The 20,439-nt window shown below is 71.2% G+C and carries 20 protein-coding genes; 17 read left to right on the forward strand and 3 right to left on the reverse strand.

The features are described 5' to 3' along the window. Nucleotides 1–5 precede the first annotated feature (5 nt). The 12 genes from ACH34W_RS06780 to ACH34W_RS06835 all read left to right on the forward strand — a co-directional run bounded on the left by ACH34W_RS06780 (nucleotide 6) and on the right by ACH34W_RS06835 (nucleotide 12,794). On the forward strand, nucleotides 6–1,235 hold the full coding sequence (locus ACH34W_RS06780; RefSeq protein WP_395959829.1) for a sensor histidine kinase: 1,230 nt from the start codon (nucleotides 6–8) through the stop codon (nucleotides 1,233–1,235). Next, a complete protein-coding gene (locus tag ACH34W_RS06785; RefSeq protein WP_395959830.1) occupies nucleotides 1,232–1,837 on the forward strand; it encodes a response regulator in 606 nt (201 codons plus the stop codon). The genes ACH34W_RS06780 and ACH34W_RS06785 overlap by 4 nt, the downstream gene beginning before the upstream one ends. A 71-nt stretch (nucleotides 1,838–1,908) precedes the next feature. Continuing rightward, nucleotides 1,909–3,072, forward strand: coding sequence for a pyridoxal phosphate-dependent aminotransferase (locus ACH34W_RS06790; RefSeq protein WP_395959831.1), 1,164 nt, complete (start codon nucleotides 1,909–1,911; stop codon nucleotides 3,070–3,072). A gap of 102 nt (nucleotides 3,073–3,174) precedes the next feature. Continuing rightward, entirely contained in the window at nucleotides 3,175–3,723 is a 549-nt protein-coding gene (locus ACH34W_RS06795) for an RNA polymerase sigma factor (RefSeq protein WP_395959832.1), read from the forward strand. Then, entirely contained in the window at nucleotides 3,720–4,874 is a 1,155-nt protein-coding gene (locus tag ACH34W_RS06800) for a CU044_5270 family protein (protein ID WP_395959833.1), read from the forward strand. The genes ACH34W_RS06795 and ACH34W_RS06800 overlap by 4 nt, the downstream gene beginning before the upstream one ends. 99 nt (nucleotides 4,875–4,973) lie before the next feature. Further along, nucleotides 4,974–5,975: a carbamate kinase gene (locus ACH34W_RS06805; RefSeq protein WP_395959834.1), complete on the forward strand. Its 1,002-nt coding sequence runs from the start codon at nucleotides 4,974–4,976 to the stop codon at nucleotides 5,973–5,975. Nucleotides 5,976–5,981: 6 nt separating this feature from the next. Beyond that, a complete protein-coding gene (locus ACH34W_RS06810) occupies nucleotides 5,982–7,100 on the forward strand; it encodes a ring-opening amidohydrolase (RefSeq protein ID WP_395959835.1) in 1,119 nt (372 codons plus the stop codon). Between the two features lie 68 nt (nucleotides 7,101–7,168). Next, nucleotides 7,169–7,876 carry an SseB family protein gene (locus ACH34W_RS06815; RefSeq protein WP_395959836.1) on the forward strand — a complete coding sequence of 236 codons (708 nt, stop codon included), beginning with the start codon at nucleotides 7,169–7,171 and terminating at the stop codon, nucleotides 7,874–7,876. 27 nt (nucleotides 7,877–7,903) lie between these two features. Continuing rightward, complete coding sequence (locus tag ACH34W_RS06820; protein ID WP_395959837.1) at nucleotides 7,904–8,494, forward strand: prepilin peptidase; 591 nt, start codon at nucleotides 7,904–7,906, stop codon at nucleotides 8,492–8,494. Nucleotides 8,495–8,549: 55 nt separating this feature from the next. Next, nucleotides 8,550–9,332 (forward strand): phytanoyl-CoA dioxygenase family protein, encoded by a 783-nt coding sequence (locus ACH34W_RS06825; protein WP_395959838.1) that lies wholly within the window; start codon nucleotides 8,550–8,552, stop codon nucleotides 9,330–9,332. A 70-nt stretch (nucleotides 9,333–9,402) separates the two neighbouring features. Continuing rightward, on the forward strand, nucleotides 9,403–12,414 hold the full coding sequence (locus tag ACH34W_RS06830; protein ID WP_395960064.1) for a glycine--tRNA ligase: 3,012 nt from the start codon (nucleotides 9,403–9,405) through the stop codon (nucleotides 12,412–12,414). Between the two features lie 32 nt (nucleotides 12,415–12,446). Beyond that, nucleotides 12,447–12,794 (forward strand): GNAT family N-acetyltransferase, encoded by a 348-nt coding sequence (locus ACH34W_RS06835; protein ID WP_395959839.1) that lies wholly within the window; start codon nucleotides 12,447–12,449, stop codon nucleotides 12,792–12,794. Here the strand turns inward: ACH34W_RS06835 and ACH34W_RS06840 are convergent. Together ACH34W_RS06840 and ACH34W_RS06845 are read right to left on the reverse strand one after the other, a co-directional pair. Continuing rightward, on the reverse strand, nucleotides 12,764–14,155 hold the full coding sequence (locus ACH34W_RS06840) for a phenylacetate--CoA ligase family protein (protein WP_395959840.1): 1,392 nt from the start codon (nucleotides 14,153–14,155) through the stop codon (nucleotides 12,764–12,766). The genes ACH34W_RS06835 and ACH34W_RS06840 overlap by 31 nt on opposite strands. A 50-nt stretch (nucleotides 14,156–14,205) precedes the next feature. After that, on the reverse strand, nucleotides 14,206–15,015 hold the full coding sequence (locus ACH34W_RS06845) for an SAM-dependent methyltransferase (RefSeq protein ID WP_395959841.1): 810 nt from the start codon (nucleotides 15,013–15,015) through the stop codon (nucleotides 14,206–14,208). Between the two features lie 111 nt (nucleotides 15,016–15,126). On the opposite strand from ACH34W_RS06845, the gene aroC reads away from it, so the two are divergent. The 5 genes from aroC (at nucleotide 15,127) to ACH34W_RS06870 (ending at nucleotide 19,744) form a co-directional block, all read left to right on the forward strand. Beyond that, complete coding sequence (gene aroC, locus ACH34W_RS06850; protein WP_395959842.1) at nucleotides 15,127–16,308, forward strand: chorismate synthase; 1,182 nt, start codon at nucleotides 15,127–15,129, stop codon at nucleotides 16,306–16,308. 13 nt (nucleotides 16,309–16,321) lie between these two features. Beyond that, nucleotides 16,322–16,831 (forward strand): shikimate kinase, encoded by a 510-nt coding sequence (locus tag ACH34W_RS06855; RefSeq protein WP_395959843.1) that lies wholly within the window; start codon nucleotides 16,322–16,324, stop codon nucleotides 16,829–16,831. Continuing rightward, the gene (aroB, locus tag ACH34W_RS06860; RefSeq protein WP_395959844.1) at nucleotides 16,828–17,904 is read left to right on the forward strand and encodes a 3-dehydroquinate synthase; all 1,077 of its coding nucleotides are present in this window, start codon (nucleotides 16,828–16,830) and stop codon (nucleotides 17,902–17,904) included. Before ACH34W_RS06855 ends, aroB begins: the two co-directional genes overlap by 4 nt. Continuing rightward, nucleotides 17,901–18,347 (forward strand): type II 3-dehydroquinate dehydratase, encoded by a 447-nt coding sequence (gene aroQ / locus ACH34W_RS06865; RefSeq protein ID WP_395959845.1) that lies wholly within the window; start codon nucleotides 17,901–17,903, stop codon nucleotides 18,345–18,347. The genes aroB and aroQ overlap by 4 nt, the downstream gene beginning before the upstream one ends. Before the next feature lie 155 nt (nucleotides 18,348–18,502). Next, a complete protein-coding gene (locus ACH34W_RS06870; RefSeq protein ID WP_395959846.1) occupies nucleotides 18,503–19,744 on the forward strand; it encodes a hypothetical protein in 1,242 nt (413 codons plus the stop codon). Between the two features lie 24 nt (nucleotides 19,745–19,768). Here ACH34W_RS06870 and ACH34W_RS06875 read toward each other — a convergent pair whose 3' ends face one another. Then, entirely contained in the window at nucleotides 19,769–20,341 is a 573-nt protein-coding gene (locus ACH34W_RS06875; RefSeq protein ID WP_395959847.1) for a TetR/AcrR family transcriptional regulator, read from the reverse strand. Nucleotides 20,342–20,439 lie beyond the last annotated feature (98 nt).

Raw genomic sequence — 20,439 nt, forward strand, 5'->3', positions numbered from 1 at the left:
GGCAAATGGGTGTGGCGACGACGGCGGAGCTGGAAGAGCGGGCCGACCGCGAATTCGAGAAGTTCCGCCGGCTGACGTACCGCATGTTCCTGCTCTCCATGGTCACGCTCGTCGTGATGCCGGGGATGGCCCTCATCCAGCGGTACGACGACGGGTCGCTCCATCTCGCAGTGCTCATCGCCGCCGTCGCGGGGCTCGGCGCCTTCCTCTGGTGTTACATGCGGATGCTGCGCGGCTGGCTGCACGGCCGTGTGGACAGGCAGAGCATCGTGGGCGGCGGCGTCGCGGCGGGGGCGCTGAGCTTCATGATGCCCTCGCACGCGCTCTGGGTGCTCGTCCCGATCTTCTGGGCGGCCACGGCTGCCCCGCTCCTGCGGACCCGCCGCTGGACCGCCCTCATCATCCTGGGCACCGCCGTCTGGTGCACGCCGTTCGCCCTGGCCGTCGGGGACCGGCCGCTGCGCTGGTACGCCGATCCCGCCCACTGGTACGTGATCCCCCTCGCGTTCGGGATCCTCGCGGTCAGCTGCGCCGTGGTGGTCTTCATCAACCGGTACCAGATGCGCATGTGGGACCTGCACCAGGAGGCGCACGCCTCACGCCAGGCGCAGGCCCGGCTCGCGGTCACCGAGGAACGCCTGCGCTTCTCCCGCGACCTGCACGACCTGCTCGGCCACAGCCTGTCCCTGATCGCGGTGAAGAGCGAGCTGGCCATGCGGATGGCCGAGTCCGACCCCGCCCGTGCCCGCGCCGAGATGGCCGATGTGCGGACCGCCGCCCGAGGCGCCCTGCGCGAGGTGCGGGCCGCCGTGCGCGGCTACCGCGCGGTCGAGCTCGACGCCGAGCTGGCCGGTGTGCGTGCCGTGCTGGAGGCGGCGGGAGTGCGCTGCGAGACCGTGCCCCCGCCGGAGCTGCCACCGGAGATCCGGTCGGTCCTGGCCTGGGTGATCCGGGAGGGCGCCACGAACGTGATCAAGCACAGTGAGGCGCGGCACTGCCGCATCTCGCTCACCCTTTACGGTGAGTCCGTGGTCCTGGAGATGAGCAACGACGGCGTCCGCGGTGCGGACGGCGACGCCGGCTCGGGTCTGACCGGGCTGGCCGAACGGGTACGCGTGGTCGGCGGCGAGCTGACCGCCGGCCGCGACGGCCGCGACGGCTTCCTGCTGCGCGTCGTGATCCCCCTGCCCGCTGAGGACGCCGCGGAACTCGTCGAGAGCGGGAGCCCGGCGTGATCAGGATCCTCCTGGCCGACGACGAGCGCCTCATCCGCGGCGCCGTGGCCGCCCTGCTCGGCCTGGAGGACGACCTGGAGGTCGTCGTCGAGCTCGGCCGCGGTGACGAGGTCGTCCCCGCCGTCGCCGAGCACGACCCGGATGTCGCCGTCCTGGACATCGACATGCCAGGTGCCGATGGCCTCTCCGTGGCCGAGGACCTCCGGCGCGCCGGCGCCCGGTGCGCGGTGTGCATCCTGACGAGCCTCGGCCGCCCCGGCTACTTGCGCCGCGCCATGGCCGCCGGCGTCCGCGGCTTCGTCGCCAAGGACGCCCCCACCGAGGAGCTCGCCGCGGCCATCCGCAAGGTCCACGAGGGCGGCCGCTACCTGGACGCCGAGCTCGCCGCCGCCGCGATGGCCGCGGGCGACAACCCCCTCACCGAACGCGAACGCGAGATCCTCCGCCTCATCGGCGCGGGCACCGAGACCTCCCGCATCGCCACCCTGCTCCACCTCACCGAGGGCACGGTCCGCAACTACCTCTCCAGCGCCATGGCCAAGCTGGGCGAGTCCAACCGCCTGGCCGCCGTCCGCGCCGCCCAGGAGACCGGCTGGATCTGACCCGGGCCTGGATTCTGAACCCCGGGCCCGGATCTGACCCGGGCCCGGAACCGGGCTCTAAGGTGGACGCCGTGGGAGAACCGCTCGTACCGCGCATGCAGGGATTCGGGACCACGATCTTCGCGGAGATGTCCGCGCTGGCCGTGGCCACGGGATCGATCAACCTCGGCCAGGGATTCCCGGACACCGATGGGCCGCCCAAGATGCTGGAGACGGCCGTCGAGGCGATCCGGTCGGGCGGCAACCAGTACCCGCCGGGGCCCGGCCTGCCCGAGTTGCGGGAGGCCGTCGCGGCGCAGCGGCTGGCGCGGTACGGGCTGGAGTTCGACCCGGCGGCCGAGGTCTTCGTGACCGTGGGCGCGACGGAGGGCATCGCGGCGTCGGTGCTGGCGCTGGCCGGGCCCGGCGACGAGGTCATCGTCTTCGAGCCCTACTACGACTCGTACGCGGCGACGATCGCGCTGGCCGGGGCGACCCGGCGCCCGGTCACGCTGCGGCCGGTCGAGGGGCGTTTCACGTTCGACCCTGACGAGCTGCGGGCGGCGGTGGGGCCCCGGACCCGGGTCGTCCTCGTCAACTCGCCGCACAACCCCGCGGGCACGGTGTTCACACGGGAGGAGCTGGAGGTCATCGCCGGGGTGTGCCGGGACCACGACCTGATCGCGATCACCGACGAGGTCTACGAGTACCTGACGTTCGACGACGTCGAACACATCCCGCTGGCCACGCTCGACGGCATGCGGGAACGGACCGTGTCGATCTCCTCGACCGGCAAGACGTTCTCGGTCACGGGGTGGAAGACCGGCTGGGTGACCGCGCCCGCCCCGTACATCCGTGCCGTGCAGACGGTGAAGCAGTTCGTGACCTATGCGACCGGCGGCCCGTGGCAGCGGGCGACGGCCTACGCGCTGCAGAACGAGCTGCCGTGGGTGGAGGAGCTGCGCAGGTCGCTGCAGGCCAAGCGGGATCGCCTCATCACGGGGCTGGAAGCGGCCGGGTTCGCGACGTACCGGCCGCAGGGCACCTATTTCGTGCAGGCCGACATCCGGCCGCTGGGCTTCAGCGACGGCATGGAGCTCGCCCGGGCGCTGCCGGAGAAGGCCGGGGTCGTCGCGATCCCGACGCAGGTCTTCTACGACCACGCCGAGGCCGGCGCGCATTTCGTACGGTTCGCGTTCTGCAAGAAGGACGAGGTCATCGACGAGGCCGTGGAGCGGCTGGCCAGGCTCCACTGATCCTCGGAGACTGATCTTTTCCGGGGCCGGGATGTAAGCAGGGGCGCTCCCGGGGGACTACCTCATGTCAATGATCCCGACCCCCTGGAGCGGAGGGCCTCCGTGGATGACCCCGAATCACGGTTCACGAGGCTGTACGACCAGAATTACCGGCGCGTTCTCGCGTACGCGCTCACCCATGCCGAGCCGCACACCGCCGAGGACATCGCGAGCGAGACGTTCCTGATCGCCTGGCGCAGGCTGGGCGACATCGGCGAGCCGCCGTTGCCGTGGCTGCTCGGCGTGGCCCGCAACCTGCTGCACAAGCAGCGCAGCCACGGTCACCGGCGGCGCGTGCTCGCCGAGAGGATCGCGGAGCTGACCGGTCCGGCCGACCTGGCCGCGTGGGACGTCGCCGAGCACGTCGTCGAACGCGAGACGGCCCTGGCCGCCGTCGCAGGCCTCTCCGAACGCGACCTCGAAGTGCTCTCGCTCGTCAACTGGCACGGCCTGGATCCACGGCAGGCGGCCAAGGTCGTGGGCTGTTCGAGCGCCGCGTTCTTCGTCCGCCTGCACCGTGCCCGCAAACGCCTCGCCAAGGCGCTGGAGAACGGCCCCGCCGCCGCCCAGCGTCCCGTGTCCGCCAAGGTCGCCAGGGAGGCGGCCCGATGAGCCCCGGAGCGACCATGCCGCCCACCACCGACCCCGACAAGATCTTCCAAGCCCTCCGTCCCGCGGCCCTGGACGACGACGCCGAGTATGCCTACCACCGCCGCCGCGACAACGATCTTGCCGCCGCCATGCGGGCCGACACGACCGTGAAGACCATCCGGCCGCGCAGGCGGCGGCCCACGCTGCTGATCGCGGGAGTGGCAGCGGCGGCCTGTGCCGCGGCCGGTGTCATCGTGGCGACCGACCAGGGCGACGGCGCCCGGACGACACCGCCGAAGCGGGAGCAGGCCGCCCCGTACAACGACGCGCGCAGCGTCCTGCTCGCCGCCGCCCAGGCCGCCGAGCGCGACCCGGGCAAGCCCGCCCGCTACTGGTACCACCGGGAGCGCACGACGTCACGCGCCGGGGACCTCATGCTCCGGATCGACAAGAGCACTGGACGGCCCAGGAAGACCAAGCAGAAGGCGCAGTTCGTCGGGTACGTCTCGCACGTCCAGGAGCACTGGCTCGCCCGCGACAAGGGCGACGTCACCCGGTCCATCACCGGCATCGACCGCAGGACCACCTTCGCGTCGCCCGCCGACGAGGCGAAGTGGAAGGCGATGGGCTCGCCCGAGCTCGAACCGTGGTCGGCCAAGCGACACGTCAACGACTACCCCGAGCCGATGCGGATGACGTTCGGCCAGAAGGCGGTGACGTTCGCCGAGTTGGCGAAGCTGCCCACCGAGGCGGGCGCACTCAAGGCCGAGCTCCGGCGCAGATACAAGGCCGACGTCAACGACCCCAAGTACCCGCTGCAGGACAGCTACACCCTCTACGTGTGGAGCATCGCGCAGGACCTCCTGGCGGGCCCGATCAAGACCGGTACGCGCGCGGCCCTGCTGAAGGTCCTGGCGGAGCAGCCCGGCCTGCGTCTCGTCGGCGAGGTCACGGACGAAAAGGGCCGCCGCGGCGTCGCGGTGGCGATGCCGGCCGAGGGCGAGCAGACCCACGTCAGTGGCGGCGACATCAGCGAGTACCGGCTGATCGTCTCGCCGGAGACCGGGAGGCTCCTGTCGTACGAGGTGCGCCGACCGGAGGGGCAGCGTCCCTCCCTCACGATCACTTACGACGCCATGGGCTGGGTGAACGCGCTCGGCGCCCGTCCCTGACGGCCGCCGGGCCAATCGGGCCAGACTTGCCGAACGGCCGGCGCTCCTTGGGCAAAATCCGCCCATGAGCGCCGGCCGTTTCGTGGATAACGTCGGCCCGTGAACAGCCACATCGGGCGGCCTCTCGACGGCGAGAGGACGGCCCAGCGGGCATCGCTCGACGGTGAGCGGGTCCTGATCGCGCTCGGCGGCAACGCGATGACCGCGCCGGACGGGAGCGCCACGCCGGCGGCGCAGGCGGCGGCGGTCGCGGCGGCGATGGAGCATGTCGCCGATCTCGTCGCCGCGGGGGCCGAGGTGGCTCTGACGCACGGGAACGGCCCCCAGGTCGGCAATCTGCTGATCAAGAACCAGCTCGCCGCGCATGTGGTGCCGCCCGTGCCACTGGACTGGTGCGGCGCGCAGACCCAGGCGACGATCGGCGTTCTGATCATGAACGCGCTGGAACGGGCGCTGGCCGTGCGCGGGGTGTCCCGGCCCGTCGGCACGGTCGTCACCCGCACTCTGGTGGACGCCGCCGACCGCGGGTTCACCGATCCGGTCAAGCCGGTGGGGCGTTACTTCCCGGCGGCGGAGGCCGAGCGGTTCATGGCCATCGGCCAGTCCTGGAAGTCGTTCGGCGAACGCGGCTGGCGGCGGGTGGTGGCCTCGCCCGATCCGCTGGAGATCCTGGACGCGGCGGCGGCCGAGACGCTGCTGGCGGCGGGCCACGTCGTCGTGGCGGCGGGTGGCGGGGGAGTGCCGGTCGTCCGGGCGAACGGGGCGTTCACCGGTGTCGAGGCCGTCGTCGACAAGGACCTGGCGGCCCAGTTGCTCGCCCGGCGGCTGGGCGCCCGCACCCTGGTCATCGCCACCGACGTCGAGCATGTGATGGTGGGGTTCGGCACGCCGCGCGCACGCCCGCTCCACCGGACGACCGTCGCCGAACTGCGCACCCTGGCCGCGGCCGGGCATTTCGCCGGTGGCAGCATGGGCCCAAAGGTAGAAGCACTGCGGCGTTTCATTGAGGGCGGCGGCCGGCGCGCGGCGATCACCTCACTCGACCGGATCACCGAGGCGGTCGAGGGCAAGGCCGGGACGACCATCGAACGCGAGGAGTGACACGACGTGCCCGATCCGATCGAAGTCCGCAAGATCCCCATCGAGAGCGTGACCGACGCCGCCGGGCTGGCCCGCCTCATCGACGACGGCGTCATCGAGGCGGACCGGGTGCTGGCGGTGGTGGGCAAGACCGAGGGCAACGGCGGCGTGAACGACTACACCCGCATCCTGGCCGACCGGGCGTTCCGCGAGGTGCTGCTCGCGAAGGGCACCCGGACCGAGGACGAGGTGCGCGGCGTCCCGCTTGTCTGGTCGGGCGGCACGGACGGCGTGCTCAGCCCCCACGCGACCGTCTTCGCCACGGTCGACCCGGCGTCCCTGTCCGGCACCGTGCCCGCCTCCGACGAGCCGCGGCTGTCGGTCGGCGTCGCGATGAGCGAGATCATCCTGCCCGAGGACATCGGCCGGCCCGCGATGGTGGACAAGGTCGCCGCGGGCGTCCGCGAGGCCATGAAGATCGCCGGCATCGACGACCCGGCCGACGTGCACTACGTCCAGACCAAGACCCCGCTGCTGACCCTCGACACGATCAACGACGCCAAGCGCCGCGGTCACGGCGTCGTCACCGAGGACACGCTCAAGTCGATGGACATCTCCAACTCGACCACCGCCCTGGGCATCGCCGTGGCGCTCGGTGAGATCGAGCAGCCCTCCGCCGAGCAGATCCACCGTGACCTGTCGCTCTTCTCGTCGGTGGCGTCCTGCTCGTCCGGCGTCGAGCTGGACCGGGCGCAGATCGTGGTCGTCGGCAACGTGCGCGGCATCGGCGGCCGCTACCGCGCCGGGCACGGTGTGATGAAGGACGCACTCGACGCCGACGGCATCTGGGAGGCGATCCGGACAACCGGTCTGGACCTGCCCGACCGGCCGCACACCACCGATCTCGGCGACCGGCTCGTCAACGTCTTCATCAAGTGCGAGGCCGACCCGAGCGGGTCGGTCCGGGGCCGCCGCAACATCATGCTCGACGACTCCGACGTGCACTGGCACCGCCAGATCAAGGCGTGCGTCGGCGGTGTCGCGGCGTCGGTCACGGGCGATCCCGCGGTGTTCGTGTCGGTCGCCGCCGTGCACCAGGGCCCGTCCGGCGGCGGCACGGTCGCCGCCATCGCCGACCTGGGGTGACGCAGGGATATCGGAGAGTGCCGGCGTAAGCACCCTGTGCGGTCGAGGGAGGCTATACCCTCTCTGCCGTGCCTGGTAAGACCATTCCCGAACCTCAGTTCCCAGCGGACGACGGCAGCGCCGACCCGCGGCTGGCCGAGGCGCTAGCCGGATACGCGGCCGGTCGAGTCGGCGAGCACGCGGTGCTCCAGGAGCTGTACGACGCGCGCCTGCTCGTGCCCGTCGTGGCCGTGCTCACCGAAGAGGAGGCGGTCGCCCCGGGGGAGCTCCGCCGTGAGAAGTCCAGCGACATGGCCTTGCCGACCCTCGTCGGTGAGGACGGGCGGCGCGGCGTGCTCGGCTTCACCTCCGTCGAGACGTTGCAGGCCTGGCGTCCGGATGCCCGCCCGGTCGCGGTCCACACCCGGCAGGCGTGCCTGGCCGCGCTCGATGAGGGCGCCCACGCGCTCGTGGTCGATGTCGCGGGGCCGGTGCCGTTCGCCGTCGACGGGCTCCGCCTGCACCTGCTGGCCGAGGGCGACCCGATCCCGCCGCCGCACGAGGACCCCGAGGTGCTCGCCGTGATCGAGGCCGCGTTCGGCTCCGACCCGAGCGTGAGCGGCGTGAAGGTCGCCAGGGGCGGGGCCGCCGAGCTGGCGATCCGCTTCGCCGTCGTGCCCGGCCACGACGAGCGGGTGACCGTCCAGCGTGTCTCCGACCGCCTCGCCGAGCTCCTGCGCGGCCGCATCGTCGGCGGCGTCGAGCTCACCGTGATGCGCGGCGGCCCTGCTCGTTAGGGGCGCTGACCGCTAGGGTCGCTGCCTGTGGAGGCACCCCCCGCGGTCTGGTCGTTCCGGGCCGGCTGGACCGAGCCGCTGCGTGCGAGGCCCGTGCCGGTCGTCCTCACCTGCGTCGCCGTGCTCGCCCTGCTGGCCTGGCGCATCGGCGCGGAGCCCGTTCTGCCCGCGTTCCTCTACCTCGGGGTCGCCGGGACGGCGCTCGGGTTCGTGGATGTGGCGATCAAACGGCTGCCCGACCCGCTCACGCTTCCCTCATACGGCGCCGGAGTGGTGCTGCTGGGGCTCGCCGCGCCGTTCACCGAGGACGGCGGCGGACATTTCCTGCACGCGCTGTTCGGGCTCGCGGCGCTCTGGGCCCTGTTCGCCGTCCAGTGGCTGTTGATACCGAACGCCATCGGCCTCGGCGACGTGAAGCTCGCCGGGGTGCTCGGGCTGTATCTCGGCTGGCTCGGCCTGGACGCCTGGCTCCTCGGCGTCGTCGCCACGTTCGTGTTCGGCGGTCTCTTCGCGGCCGGCCTGCTGGTCGCGCGGCGCGCCGGGCGGAAATCCGAGCTGCCGTACGGGCCGTTCCTCCTGCTAGGGACCCTCGTCGCCGTGCTCGTGCACACCGGATGAACGGGCCGGATAAATGGTTGGCCCGGCGCGGACGCCGGTGGGCATGATGGGGATCATGCTCGATGACGCGCAGGTGGAGGGCTTCATCCGCGACGGCTTCGTGCGCCTGGACGAGGCGTTCCCGCGGGACCTCGCGGCGGAGTGCCGCGAGATCCTCTGGCGGGACACCGGAGCTGATCCCAACGACCGCTCCACCTGGACCGCACCGGTCGTGCGGCTCGGCGACTACGCCCAGGAGCCGTTCCGCCGGGCGGCCAATACGCCGCGCCTGCACGCCGCGTTCGACACGCTGGTCGGTGAGGGCCGCTGGCAGCCGCGCGGCAGCCTCGGGAGCTTCCCGGTCCGGTTTCCCAGCGACGACGACCCCGGTGACGGCGGCTGGCACGTCGAGGCCAGCCTCCCGGGCGACGACATGGCCAATTTCATGACCTGGCGTACGAACCTCTTCTCCAAGGGACGGGCACTGCTGATGCTCTTCCTCTTCTCCGATGTGGGCGAGGACGACGCCCCCACGCGGATCCGCGTGGGCTCGCACCTCGACGTCCCGCCGATCCTCGAACCGGCGGGGGACAAGGGCCTGCCGTTCATGGAGCTCGCGGGCAAGGCAGCCCCGGCCAGCGAGCACCGGCCGGTCGCGTACGCGACGGGCCAGGCCGGTGACGTGTTCCTCTGCCATCCCTTCGTCGTGCACGCGGCCCAGCCGCACCACGGCACCGAGCCGCGGTTCATGGCGCAGCCGCCGCTCTTCCCGGCGGCCGGGCAACAGCTTGATCTTGATCGCGCAGACGGAGCCCATACGCCCGTCGAGGTGGCGATCAGGCGAGGTCTCGGGCGGTGACCCCCGTCCGGGTGGTGACCGCCGTACGCTGAGAATCCGTCGCCATCCGGAGGAACCGCTCGTGCTCACCATGCAGGACGCTCTGATCAGGCTCACCGACTACTGGGCGGGCCGTGGCTGCCTCGTCGCCCAGCCGATGAACACCGAGGTCGGCGCCGGGACCCTCAACCCGGCGACCGCGCTGCGCGTTCTCGGCCCCGAGCCCTGGCGCGTCGCGTACGTGGAGCCCAGCGTCCGCCCCGACGACTCGCGGTACGGCGACAACCCCAACCGGCTGCAGACGCACACGCAGTTCCAGGTGATCCTCAAGCCGGAGCCCGGCGACGCGCAGGAGCTCTACCTGGGCAGCCTGCGGGCCCTCGGGATCGACCTCGACGCCCATGACGTGCGGTTCGTCGAGGACAACTGGGCGTCCCCGGCGCTCGGCGCGTGGGGCCTCGGCTGGGAGGTCTGGCTGGACGGGCTGGAGATCACGCAGTTCACCTACTTCCAGCAGTCCGGCGGGCTGACGCTCGACCCGGTGTCGGTCGAGATCACGTACGGGATGGAGCGCATCATCATGGCGCTCCAGGGGGTCTCCCACTTCAAGGACATCGCGTACGCGCCCGGCATCTCCTACGGCGAGGCGTTCGGGCAGTCCGAGTACGAGATGAGCCGCTACTACCTCGACGACGCCGACATCGAGACGAACCGGCAGCTGTTCGAGGCGTACGCGACCGAGGCGCGGCGGATGCTGGACGCCCGGCTGCCCGTGCCCGCGCATTCCTACGTCCTCAAGTGTTCGCACGCCTTCAACGTCCTCGACTCGCGCGGCGCGATCGGCACGACCGAGCGCGCCCGCGCGTTCGCCCGCATGCGCGGCCTCGCCCACGAGGTCGCCGAGCTGTGGGTCGAACGCCGGACCGAGCTGGGCCACCCGCTGTGTTCCACCCCCCTGGCTACGCCCCACCACCCCCGGGGCAACGCCGCGGTCCAGGCACCCGCGGCCTCGGGGACCTCGGCCGCCCTCCCGGAGATCAGCGGGGACGGCACGTTCGCCCTGGAGATCGGCGTCGAGGAGCTGCCGCCGCACGAGGTCGCGCCGACCGCCGGGCACGTCGCCCGAGTCCTGATCGAAGGTCTGGAGGAGACCGGGCTCTACGTCGACGAGTCCCTGGTCGAGACCTACGCCACGCCGCGACGGATCATCGCCGTCGTCACCGGCCTCGAAGCCCGCGAGCCCGACCGCGAACAGGTCGTCAAGGGCCCTCGATTGAGTGCCGCGTACGACGCCGACGGCAACCCCACCAAGGCGTTGCAGGGCTTCGCGCGAGGACAGGGCGTCGATCCGTCCGAGGTCGGCACCGTCACCATCGGCGACATCGAGTACGCCGGGCTCGTCCGCACGCTCATCGGCCGCCCGGCCGCCGGGGTGCTCGCCGACCTCATCCCGCGCGTCGTGATGGGCCTGCGGGCCGATCGCAACATGCGGTGGAACGCCCCGGGCCTCTCGTTCAGCCGCCCGATCCGCTGGCTCGTCGCCCTGCTGAACGAGCACGTCGTCCCCGCGGCCGTCGCCGGGATGACCACCGACCGCGTCACGCGCGTGCACCGCACCACCGACGAGCCGCTCGTCTCTGTCCCGCACGCATCCGAACTGATCGAAACCCTCCGGGCGAACGGCATCGAGCCCGACATCGCCCGCCGCCGTTCCGCCATCGTCGAGACCACCGCACCCCTGGCGCGGTCGGTCGAGGGCGAGATCGACTTCCCGGGCGAGCACGCCCTGGTTGAGGAGATCGTCAATCTGGTGGAGTCACCCACGCCGGTCCTCGGCTCGTTCGACGAGTCCTACCTGTCGCTGCCCGAGCAGATCCTGACCACGGTCATGAAGAAGCACCAGCGCTACCTGCCGGTGCGTTCGTCCACGGGCCGTCTCCTGCCGCACTTCGTCACCGTGGCCAACGGGCCGTGCGACGTGGAGGCCGTCTCGTCCGGCAACGCCGCCGTCCTGCGAGCCCGCTACGAGGACGCCGCGTTCTTCTTCGAGCACGACCTGCGCGTCAAGCCGGAGGACTTCAAGGGCGGGCTCGACAAACTGACCTTCGCCGACCGCCTCGGCTCGATGGCCGACCGCGCCACCCGCATCCGGGCCATCGCCAACGAGCTCGCGAGCCGCCTCGAACTCGACAACCAGGAACTTGAGGTGGTCCGCCGCGCCGGTGTCCTAGCCAAGTTCGACCTGGCCACGTCCATGGTCATCGAGCTGTCCAGCCTGGCAGGGACGATGGCCCGCGAGTACGCGCGCCGTTCCGGCGAGGACGCCGAAGTCGCCCAGGCGCTCTATGAGATGGAGTTGCCGCGTTCCGCCGGAGACGCACTCCCGACCGGCATCGCCGGCTCCCTCCTCTCGGTCGCCGACCGGCTCGACCTCCTCGCCGGGCTGTTCGCGGTCGGCTCCGCCCCCACCGGCGGGTCCGACCCGTTCGGCCTGCGCCGTGCCGCCCTGGCGCTCACCGCCATCCTGCGGACCAACCCCCGCCTGGCGGCCGTCACCGTGGACGAGGGCCTGGAGATCGCCGCCCACAACCAGCTCGTGGAGGTCACCCCGGAGGCCCTTGCGGAGGCGAACCGGTTCGTCGCCCGCCGCCTCGAACAGGCGCTCATCGACGAAGGCCACCCGGTCCAGGTCGTCCGGGCCGTCATGCCGCACGCGGGGTCACCCGCCTATGCCGAACGTGCCGCCGGCGACCTCGGCAAGCTCCTCGGCGACGAGCGCTTCCAGCGGCTCACCATCGCGCTCCAGAGAGTGCTCCGCATCGTCCCCGAGGGCACCCGGCCCGACTACGACCCCGAGCTCTTCACCGAGCCCGCCGAGCAGCGCCTGTACGACGCGTTCGTCCGCGTCCGGGCCGAGCTCCCGCGTTACGCGACGCTCCCCGAGTTCACCGCGGCCGCGCTGCCTCTCGCCGAGCCCATCGACGCCTACTTCGACGACGTCATGGTCATGGACAAGGACCCCGGCGTGCGGGCCAACCGGCTGGGTTTCCTGGCCGACATCCGCGACCTGGTCACGATCCTCGACTGGCCCCAGATCGCCTGAAGCGGGTCGAAACAGGCCATACGCTCTGGATCATGGAGCTGGTGGCCTGTACCTATGACGATCCGTTGGCGGTGAAGCTGATCGCCGAGGTCCAGCAGGAGTACGTCCTGCGCTACGGGAGCGAGGACGAGACGCCGACGGATCCCGCCGAATTCAGGGCGCCGCTGGGGCACTTCGTTCTCGGCCTGCTGGACGGTGATCCGGTGGCCTGCGGCGGATGGCGTGCCCATGACTCCGCCGATCCCGGCTTCCGGGACGGCGACGCCGAGATCAAGCGGATGTACGTGTCGTCCGGCTACGTCGAGATCCCCAAGTTCGGGTACTACCGGGACTCCCCGGCCAGCCGGTGCTACGGCAAGGAGTTGTCAGGGCGCGTGTAGCGATGCTTGACGCCGGGTGGGAAGTACTTGGGGTCGGCGAACGGGCGCAGATCGATCAGCGGGCGGCGGCGGTGCTCCGGGACGTAGTGGGCGAACTCGCTGTTGAGGCGGCACAGGTGCGTGACGACGGCCTCCGCGACGCGGTTGGGGAGTGCGGGGTCCGGCGTCACGTCCGGGGCGAGTTCCACGGTGACCGAGAGGTGGCGGTCGTGGTGGGCGTCCTCGACGACCTCCAGGACGAACTTGCCTGTCACCGCTTCGCTGATGCCGGGTTGCTCTAGGCCGACCGTGATGTTCTCCGGATAAACGTTCGCCCCGTAGAACGACACCGTGAACTGGCTGCGGCCGAAGACGTAGACAAAAGGCAGCCGGGGCTCGGTCGCCTTCGGCGTGAGGCCGTGCTGGCCCAGGAAGTCCATCATCCGGTCGTACGGGACCAGGCCGCCTTCGTCAGCGATGTTGTAGCGAACAAGCGGCACCCCGTTGTCGCCGGTGAACGCCAGCGTGCCGTCGATCTCCTCGAAGAAGCGTGCGTACGGGTCGTATTGAACGAGGGTCGGCAGCCGTGATTCGCCGAAGAGCTCACGCGCGGCGTCGGGCCGGGCCGAGAGGAGCCGGCGGATCTCGATGGAGAGCGGGGTCTCGTTGCCGAGCACCCCCGCGTCCGCCGTCCCATAGAGCGACGCTGTAGCCCGGACGGGATCGTCGATCCCCGCCCGCCGCGCCACGAGGGAGCGCCACTCCTCGCTGAACACCTCGCCCGCCGTGACCAGCTTGAGGTCGTATTCACCCCAGGGCACGTCCTTGCCCGTGTCGATGACGTCTTTGAGGAACGGCGGGTAGCCGAGCAGAACGGTCTGCTCGAACTGCGGCGCCAGTGCGGTGACGACCCGCAGAATCTCACCCTTGTCACTTCCCGGCGCGACGATCGTGATCGGCTGCCCCCGTTCAGCCAGCTGGCGCAGGCACCCGATCGTGTAGAGACCGCCGACCCAGGTGCCGAGGGCGAAGCAGACCACAGCGAGGGTGCGGCGTTCGTGGGCGCGGAACGCGTCACGGAAGATCAGCTCGAAGCGGTCGGCGACCGCGCGCTCGTCGGCCGGGGAACGAGGCCAGAACGTCGGCTCACCCGTCGACCCGGAGGACACCGCGATCATGTCGCCGACCGTCCCGTCGCGGCAGCGCTCGGCCAGCGGATATCGCCGGACGTAGTTGTCCTTGGTCGTCACCGGCACGTCGTGCAGCGCGGTGACGTCGGCCGGATCGACGCCGTGACCTGCCAGGAACGCGGCGTACGCCGGGACGGTGTCGGCGACGTGACGCAGGAGCGCCACCGCCGCCTGCTCCGGAGAGTCGACCATGCCCTGAGCCTAGAACGCGAACGACCAGCCTGAGCCTGGAACGGGAACGGCTAGAGCGGGCGGCGGGCGACGCCGCCGTAGGCGCGGGAACGGTCGGGGCCGGAGAGGACGCGGTCCGGCTCGGTGTGCCACTGCGAGACATAGACGAGGCCGGGGTCGACCAGGTCGAATCCCTCGAAGAACGGCAGGATCTCGTCGCGTTCGCGCAGCGTGACCGGGGAGGTGGAGGAGGCGTAGACCTCCATCACCTTCGGCACGTCCTCGGCACGGCTGTCCTGCGGCGTGGCATGCGTGATCACCAGGTAGGAGCCGGGAGGGAGCGGCGCGGAGAGCCGGGCCACCAGGCCGGCCGGCTCGTCCTGGATGAAGTGGAGGACGGCCAGTAGCAGCAGCGCGACCGGCTCATCGAAATCGATCATCGAGCGGACCGCCGGGTCAGACATGATCTTCTCCGGCTCGTGCAGGTCTCCCTCCACCACCGCGACCTCGCCGGTCCCCTCGCCCGTCAGGAGTGCACGGGCGTGGGCCAGGACGACAGGGTCGTTGTCGACGTACACGACCCTGGAGTCCGGCAAGAAGCCCTGGGCGACCTCGTGGACATTGTTCTGGGTGGGCAGGCCGGTGCCGATGTCGATGAACTGGCGGATCCCGTTCTCCGCGAGGTGACGGACGGCGCGGGCGAGGAAGGCGCGGTTTTGCCGGACGACGTGGTGCACCTCGGGCACATACTCCAGGATCTTCTCCGCGGCGGCGCGGTCGGCGGGGAAGTTGTCCTTGCCGCCGAGGAAGAAGTCGTACATCCGGGCGGCGTTCGGAGTGGTCGTGTCGATGCCGACCGGCTTCCAGCCCTCGTCCGCCATGGCCTCGCAACACCTCCGTCTCGGAAGATCCGTCCCGATCACGCTACTCGCCGCCCGGCAAGGCGGTGGGGTGGATCCGGCAACCTGCGCAGAGTCACTAGGATCGACGGCATGCTGCGCTGGTTGACCGCGGGGGAGTCCCATGGCCCGGCCCTCACCGCGATCGTGGAGGGCCTTCCGGCCGGCGTGCGCGTGACCTCGGGCGATATCGCCGAGGCGCTGCGCCGCCGCCGGCTCGGACATGGGCGGGGCGCCCGCATGAAGTTCGAGCAGGACAAGGTCACGATCCTGGGCGGGGTCCGGCACGGGCTCACCCAGGGCGGACCGGTCGCGATCGAGGTCGGCAACACCGAGTGGCCCAAGTGGGAGACGGTGATGTCGGCCGACCCGGTCGACCCCGACGTCCTGGCGGCGCAGGCGCGGAACGCCCCGCTCTCGCAGCCGCGGCCCGGCCACGCCGATCTGGTCGGGATGCAGAAGTACGGCTTCGACGACGCCCGGCCGATCTTGGAAAGGGCGAGCGCGCGGGAGACCGCGGCGCGGGTGGCGCTGGGCGAGGTGGCCAAGGCGTTCCTGCGGCAGGCGGTCGGCACCGAGGTGCTCAGCCACGTGGTGTCGCTCGGCGAGGTGGCCGTGCCCGAGGGGGCCGGCCTGCCGGCCCCGGAGGATCTGGCGGCGGTGGACGAGAGCCCGGTGCGCTGCTTCGACGCCGGGACGTCAGCCGAGATGGTCGCGCACGTCGACGAGCTCAAGAGGGCGGGCGACACGCTCGGCGGCGTCGTGGAGGTGCTCGCGTACGGGCTGCCGCCGGGCCTGGGCAGCCACGTGCACTGGGACCGGCGCCTGGACTCCCGGCTCGCCGGGGTCCTCATGGGCATCCAGGCGATCAAGGGCGTCGAGGTCGGCGACGGCTTCACGACGGCGCGCCGGCCCGGGTCGCGCGCCCATGACGAGATCGACATGACCGCCGAGGGCATCCGCCGCCGGACCAACCGCGCGGGCGGCGTCGAGGGCGGCATGACCACGGGCGACGTGCTGCGCGTCCGGGCCGCGATGAAGCCGATCTCCACCGTGCCGCGGCGCCTGGACACCATCGACGTCAAGACCGGCGAGCCCGCCAAGGCCATCAACCAGCGCAGCGACGTGACCGCGGTGCCCGCCGCCGGGGTCGTGGCCGAGTCGATGGTGGCGCTCGTGCTGGCCGACGCCGTGCTGGAGAAGTTCGGCGGCGACTCGGTCGAGGAGACCGCCCGCAACGTGCAGGGTTACCTGTCCTCCCTGGAAATCAAATGACGCTGGATATGACATGACGCGGCCCAAGGCAGTTCTCATCGGGCCCCCCGGCTCGGGCAAATCCACCGTCGGCACCGCCCTGGCCGAGCGCCTGGGCGTGGCCCTGCGCGACACCGACGCCGACACCGAGGCCGCGGCCGGCAAGCCGATCGGCGAGATCTTCATCGACGACGGCGAGGAACGTTTCCGGGCGCTCGAACGCGCCGCGGTCCGGGCCGCGCTGGCCGAGCACGAGGGCGTGCTGGCCCTCGGCGGCGGGGCCGTCCTGGCCGCCGAGACCCAGGAGTTGCTGGCCGGGCACACGGTGGTCTACCTGCAGGTCGGGCTGTCCGAGGCGGTCAAGCGGGTCGGGCTGGCCTCGGCGCGGCCGCTGCTGGTCATGAACCCGCGAAGCCAGCTGCGCAAGCTGCTGGAGGAACGGCTGCCGATCTACGAGCGGCTCGGCACCATCGTGATCGCCACCGATGGCCGCGACCCCGCCGAGATCGTCGAAGAGATCGTCAAGGAACTGGAGCGGTCGTGACGGAGTCCCGGGTGCACGTCGGCGGCGCCGATCCGTACGACGTGGTCATCGGCACCGGCGTGCTCGGCGAGCTGCCCGGCCTGCTCGGCGACCGCGTGCGGATGGTCGCGGTGGTCCACGCCGAGGGCCTGCCGGAGATCGCGCGGCCCGTGTGCGGCGCCCTCGAACAGGCCGGTTACACCGTGCATGCCCTGCCGGTGCCGGACGGCGAGGCGGCCAAGGAGGTCGGCGTGCTCGCCGGGCTCTGGTCGCGGTTCGCCCAGCTCGGCATGACCCGTACGGACGCCGTCGTCGGCGTCGGCGGCGGCGCCACCACCGACCTGGCGGGCTTCGCCGCGGCCTCCTGGCTGCGCGGGGTCAAGGCCGTGCTGGTGCCGACCACCCTGCTGGGCATGGTCGACGCGGCCGTCGGCGGCAAGACCGGCATCAACATCCCCGAGGGCAAGAACCTCGTCGGCGCCTTCCACCCGCCCGCCGGGGTGCTGTGCGACCTGGCCACGCTGGTCACCATGCCGCACGACGACTACATCAGCGGCCTCGCCGAGGTGATCAAGGCGGGCTTCATCGCCGACCCGGTGATCCTCGATCTGATCGAGGCCGACCCGGAGGGCGCCGCCTCACCCACCGGCCCGCACACCCGCGAGCTGGTCGAACGCGCCATCCGGGTGAAGGCCGACGTGGTCGCCGCCGACCTCAAGGAGAGCGGGCTCCGGGAGATCCTCAACTACGGGCACACGCTCGCCCACGCCATCGAGAAGGCCGAGGACTACCGGTTCCGGCACGGCCACGCGGTGGCGATCGGGATGGTCTACGCCGCCGAGCTGGCCCGCCTCGCCGGGCGGCTCCCGCAGGACGTCGTCGACCGGCACCGCAAGGTGATCTCCTCCGTCGGCCTGCCCGTCTCGTACGGGGCGGAGGCCTGGAAGGAGCTCCGCGCGACGATGACCATCGACAAGAAGTCGCGCGGCGCCACGCTCCGCTTCGTCGTGCTCGACGCCATCGCCGCGCCCGGGCGGCTGGAGGGTCCGGACGAGGACCTGCTCGCCGCCGCCTACCAGGAGGTCGGCCGGTGAACAGAGTCCTCGTTCTGAACGGGCCCAACCTGCGCCGCCTGGGCAGCCGCGAGCCCGACGTGTACGGGGCCGCCACGTTCGACGATCTGGTCGCGCTGTGCCGGGACACCGCCCGCCACCTCGACCTGCACGCCGAGGTCCGGCAGACCGACGACGAGGCGGAGATGGTCCGCTGGGTGCACCAGGCCGCCGACGAACGGCTCCCGGTCGTCATCAACCCCGCCGCGTTCACCCACTACTCCTACGCGCTGCGGGACGCGCTCGCCCAGCTCGCCGCGCCCCTGATCGAGGTGCACATCTCCAATCCCGCCGCTCGGGAGGAGTTCCGCCACAACTCCGTCGTCGCGGGCGTCGCCACCGGCACGATCGCGGGCTTCGGCCTCATGTCGTACGTGCTGGCCCTGCAGGCCGTCGCCGAGCTGATCGCGGAGCAGAAGACCTAGCCGGTACAGGCAGGCGGCAGGGCAGGGGTACGGGGCGTGCGGTACGGGACCCCCGCGCCACATACGAGCTTCGGCAAGTGTGTGCGCGGGCAACGTGGCCTGGGTCACATCGTGCTTTCACACTGGCGGGATCCCGTCCGTGAGGAGGTGCGAAAATGAGGATCCGACGAGCGCTCCTGGTCGTTCTGACGGCGCTGGGGCTGACGGCTTCACTATCCATCGCGAGGGCTTCGGTGCCGCCGCCGACGCGGGGCACGCTCACCGCCCACGACATCTCGGCCACGTACGTCAGCGGACTGTCGTCCGGCGGCTTCATGGCCAACCAGCTCCACGTCGCCTACTCCAGCGTCTTCAAAGGGGCCGGCATCTTCTCCGCAGGCCCGTACGACTGTGCCCAGAACAACCTCAGCACCGCCCTGTACGCGTGCATGGAGACCACTCTGCCGCGCAAGACGCCCGCTCAGCTCCAGCAGCTGACCCGGGACCGGGCCGCGGCGGGGAGTCTCGACCCGGTCCAGAACCTGTCGGGCGATCCGGTGTGGCTCTTCCACGGCACCGCCGACGCGACCATCAAGACGGCGGTCAACGATGACCTCGCCACCTACTACGGGGGCCTCGGCGCGAACGTCTCCTACAACAAGACGTCCGGGGCGGGGCACGCCTGGGTGAGCCCGATCGGCCCGAACGCCTGCGGCTCCACGGCGTCTCCCTACATCAACAATTGCGGCACCACCGATCCGGTAAAGGAGATGCTGACCCACCTCCTCGGAACTGTGGCCCCGGCAAGCACCTCGCCGCTGACCGGGAAGCTGATCCAGTTCGATCAGGCCGCGCACGTCCCTGGCGGGAACCCCGGCTCGGTCAGCATGGGCAGCGAGGGCTTCGCCTACGTCCCGAAGGCGTGTGAGGGCGCCTCCTGCAAGCTGATGGTCACTCTGCACGGCTGCTACCAGTACTACGGGCTGGTCGGCAACGCCCTGATGGACAAGGGCTACCTGAACGAGTACGCGGACACCAACAACATGATCGTGCTCTACCCGCAGGCCACGACCATGACCGGCAATCCGCGTGGTTGCTGGGACTGGTGGGGTTACCAGTCGGCCGCGTACCCGCTCAAGAACGGGCCGCAGATGGCCTCGATCGTCGCCATGGTCAAGGCCCTGGGCGGAGTGAAAGGCGAAGGCGACCCCGACCCCACGCCTACACCCACCCCCACACCCACGCCGACATCCGAGTGCATCACCGCGAGCAACTACGCCCACACGACGGCTGGACGCGCGTACGTCCGCTCGGGCCAGACCTACGCTGCGGGCTCCAACCAGCCGCTCGGCTTGTGGAACACCTTCACCACCACCACGCTCAAGCAGACCTCGCCGGGCCACTGGGTCACGTGCTGACGCAGGTCAGTCGGTGATCGCGGGTCAGTCGGTGATCGCGGCGGCGGTCATGGCCTTGAGCTCGGTCACGACGTCGTCGAGGGGACGGACGTCGCGGTGGGCACGGCACAGGATGGTGGCCCCCTCGACGGCGGCGACGATCATGCGGGCCAGGCGGCCGCAGCGGTCGTCGGGGACCCCGGCGTTGCCCAGGCAGGTGGCGAGGGTGTCCTCCCAGCGGTCGAACGCGGACGCGGCGGCCTTGGTCAGCTGGGGCGCGTCGTCATGGGCCTCGACGGTGACCGCGACGACCGGGCAGCCCGCCCGGAACTCGCTCTTGACCAGGACCTGGCGCCACCACCCCACGAAGGCGTCCACCGTGGCAGCCGGGTCGCCGCCCTCGGCGGCGGCCTGGATGCCGGCGTTGAGGAACTCGGCCGCGTAGCGGACCGCCTCCTCGGCGAGCTCGACCTTGCCGCCCGGGAAGTGGTGGTAGATCGATCCGCGCGGGGCCCCGCTGTGCGCGATCACGTCGCGGAACGCCGTGCCGCTGTACCCGCGCTCGCGGAAGAGATAGGCGGCGCTCCGCACCATGCGTTCCCGGCTGTCGGTCCCCATGACCCCAGATTATGACATTCATCATAAGGATCTCGGCTTCTCCATGACGAGCATCATAGAAAATCTTGTCTATGACGGCCGTCATACCTAGCCGGACG

It is taken from the genome of Actinomadura sp. 6N118, from assembly GCF_044326415.1.
In the GTDB taxonomy this organism is placed as follows: Bacteria; Actinomycetota; Actinomycetes; order Streptosporangiales; family Streptosporangiaceae; genus Spirillospora.

What these genes read in the sequence shown, in the direction of transcription:
- ACH34W_RS06780 (WP_395959829.1), top strand. Translation starts at nt 6, where the DNA reads ATGGGTGTGGCGACGACGGCGGAGCTGGAAGAGCGGGCCGACCGCGAA.
- ACH34W_RS06800 (WP_395959833.1), top strand. Translation starts at nt 3,720, where the DNA reads ATGAGCCCCGGAGCGACCATGCCGCCCACCACCGACCCCGACAAGATC.
- ACH34W_RS06825 (WP_395959838.1), top strand. Translation starts at nt 8,550, where the DNA reads ATGCTCGATGACGCGCAGGTGGAGGGCTTCATCCGCGACGGCTTCGTG.
- ACH34W_RS06830 (WP_395960064.1), top strand. Translation starts at nt 9,403, where the DNA reads ATGCAGGACGCTCTGATCAGGCTCACCGACTACTGGGCGGGCCGTGGC.
- ACH34W_RS06835 (WP_395959839.1), top strand. Translation starts at nt 12,447, where the DNA reads ATGGAGCTGGTGGCCTGTACCTATGACGATCCGTTGGCGGTGAAGCTG.
- ACH34W_RS06840 (WP_395959840.1), bottom strand. Translation starts at nt 14,155, where the DNA reads ATGGTCGACTCTCCGGAGCAGGCGGCGGTGGCGCTCCTGCGTCACGTC.
- ACH34W_RS06845 (WP_395959841.1), bottom strand. Translation starts at nt 15,015, where the DNA reads ATGGCGGACGAGGGCTGGAAGCCGGTCGGCATCGACACGACCACTCCG.
- aroC (WP_395959842.1), top strand. Translation starts at nt 15,127, where the DNA reads ATGCTGCGCTGGTTGACCGCGGGGGAGTCCCATGGCCCGGCCCTCACC.
- ACH34W_RS06855 (WP_395959843.1), top strand. Translation starts at nt 16,322, where the DNA reads ATGACGCGGCCCAAGGCAGTTCTCATCGGGCCCCCCGGCTCGGGCAAA.
- ACH34W_RS06870 (WP_395959846.1), top strand. Translation starts at nt 18,503, where the DNA reads ATGAGGATCCGACGAGCGCTCCTGGTCGTTCTGACGGCGCTGGGGCTG.
- ACH34W_RS06875 (WP_395959847.1), bottom strand. Translation starts at nt 20,341, where the DNA reads ATGGGGACCGACAGCCGGGAACGCATGGTGCGGAGCGCCGCCTATCTC.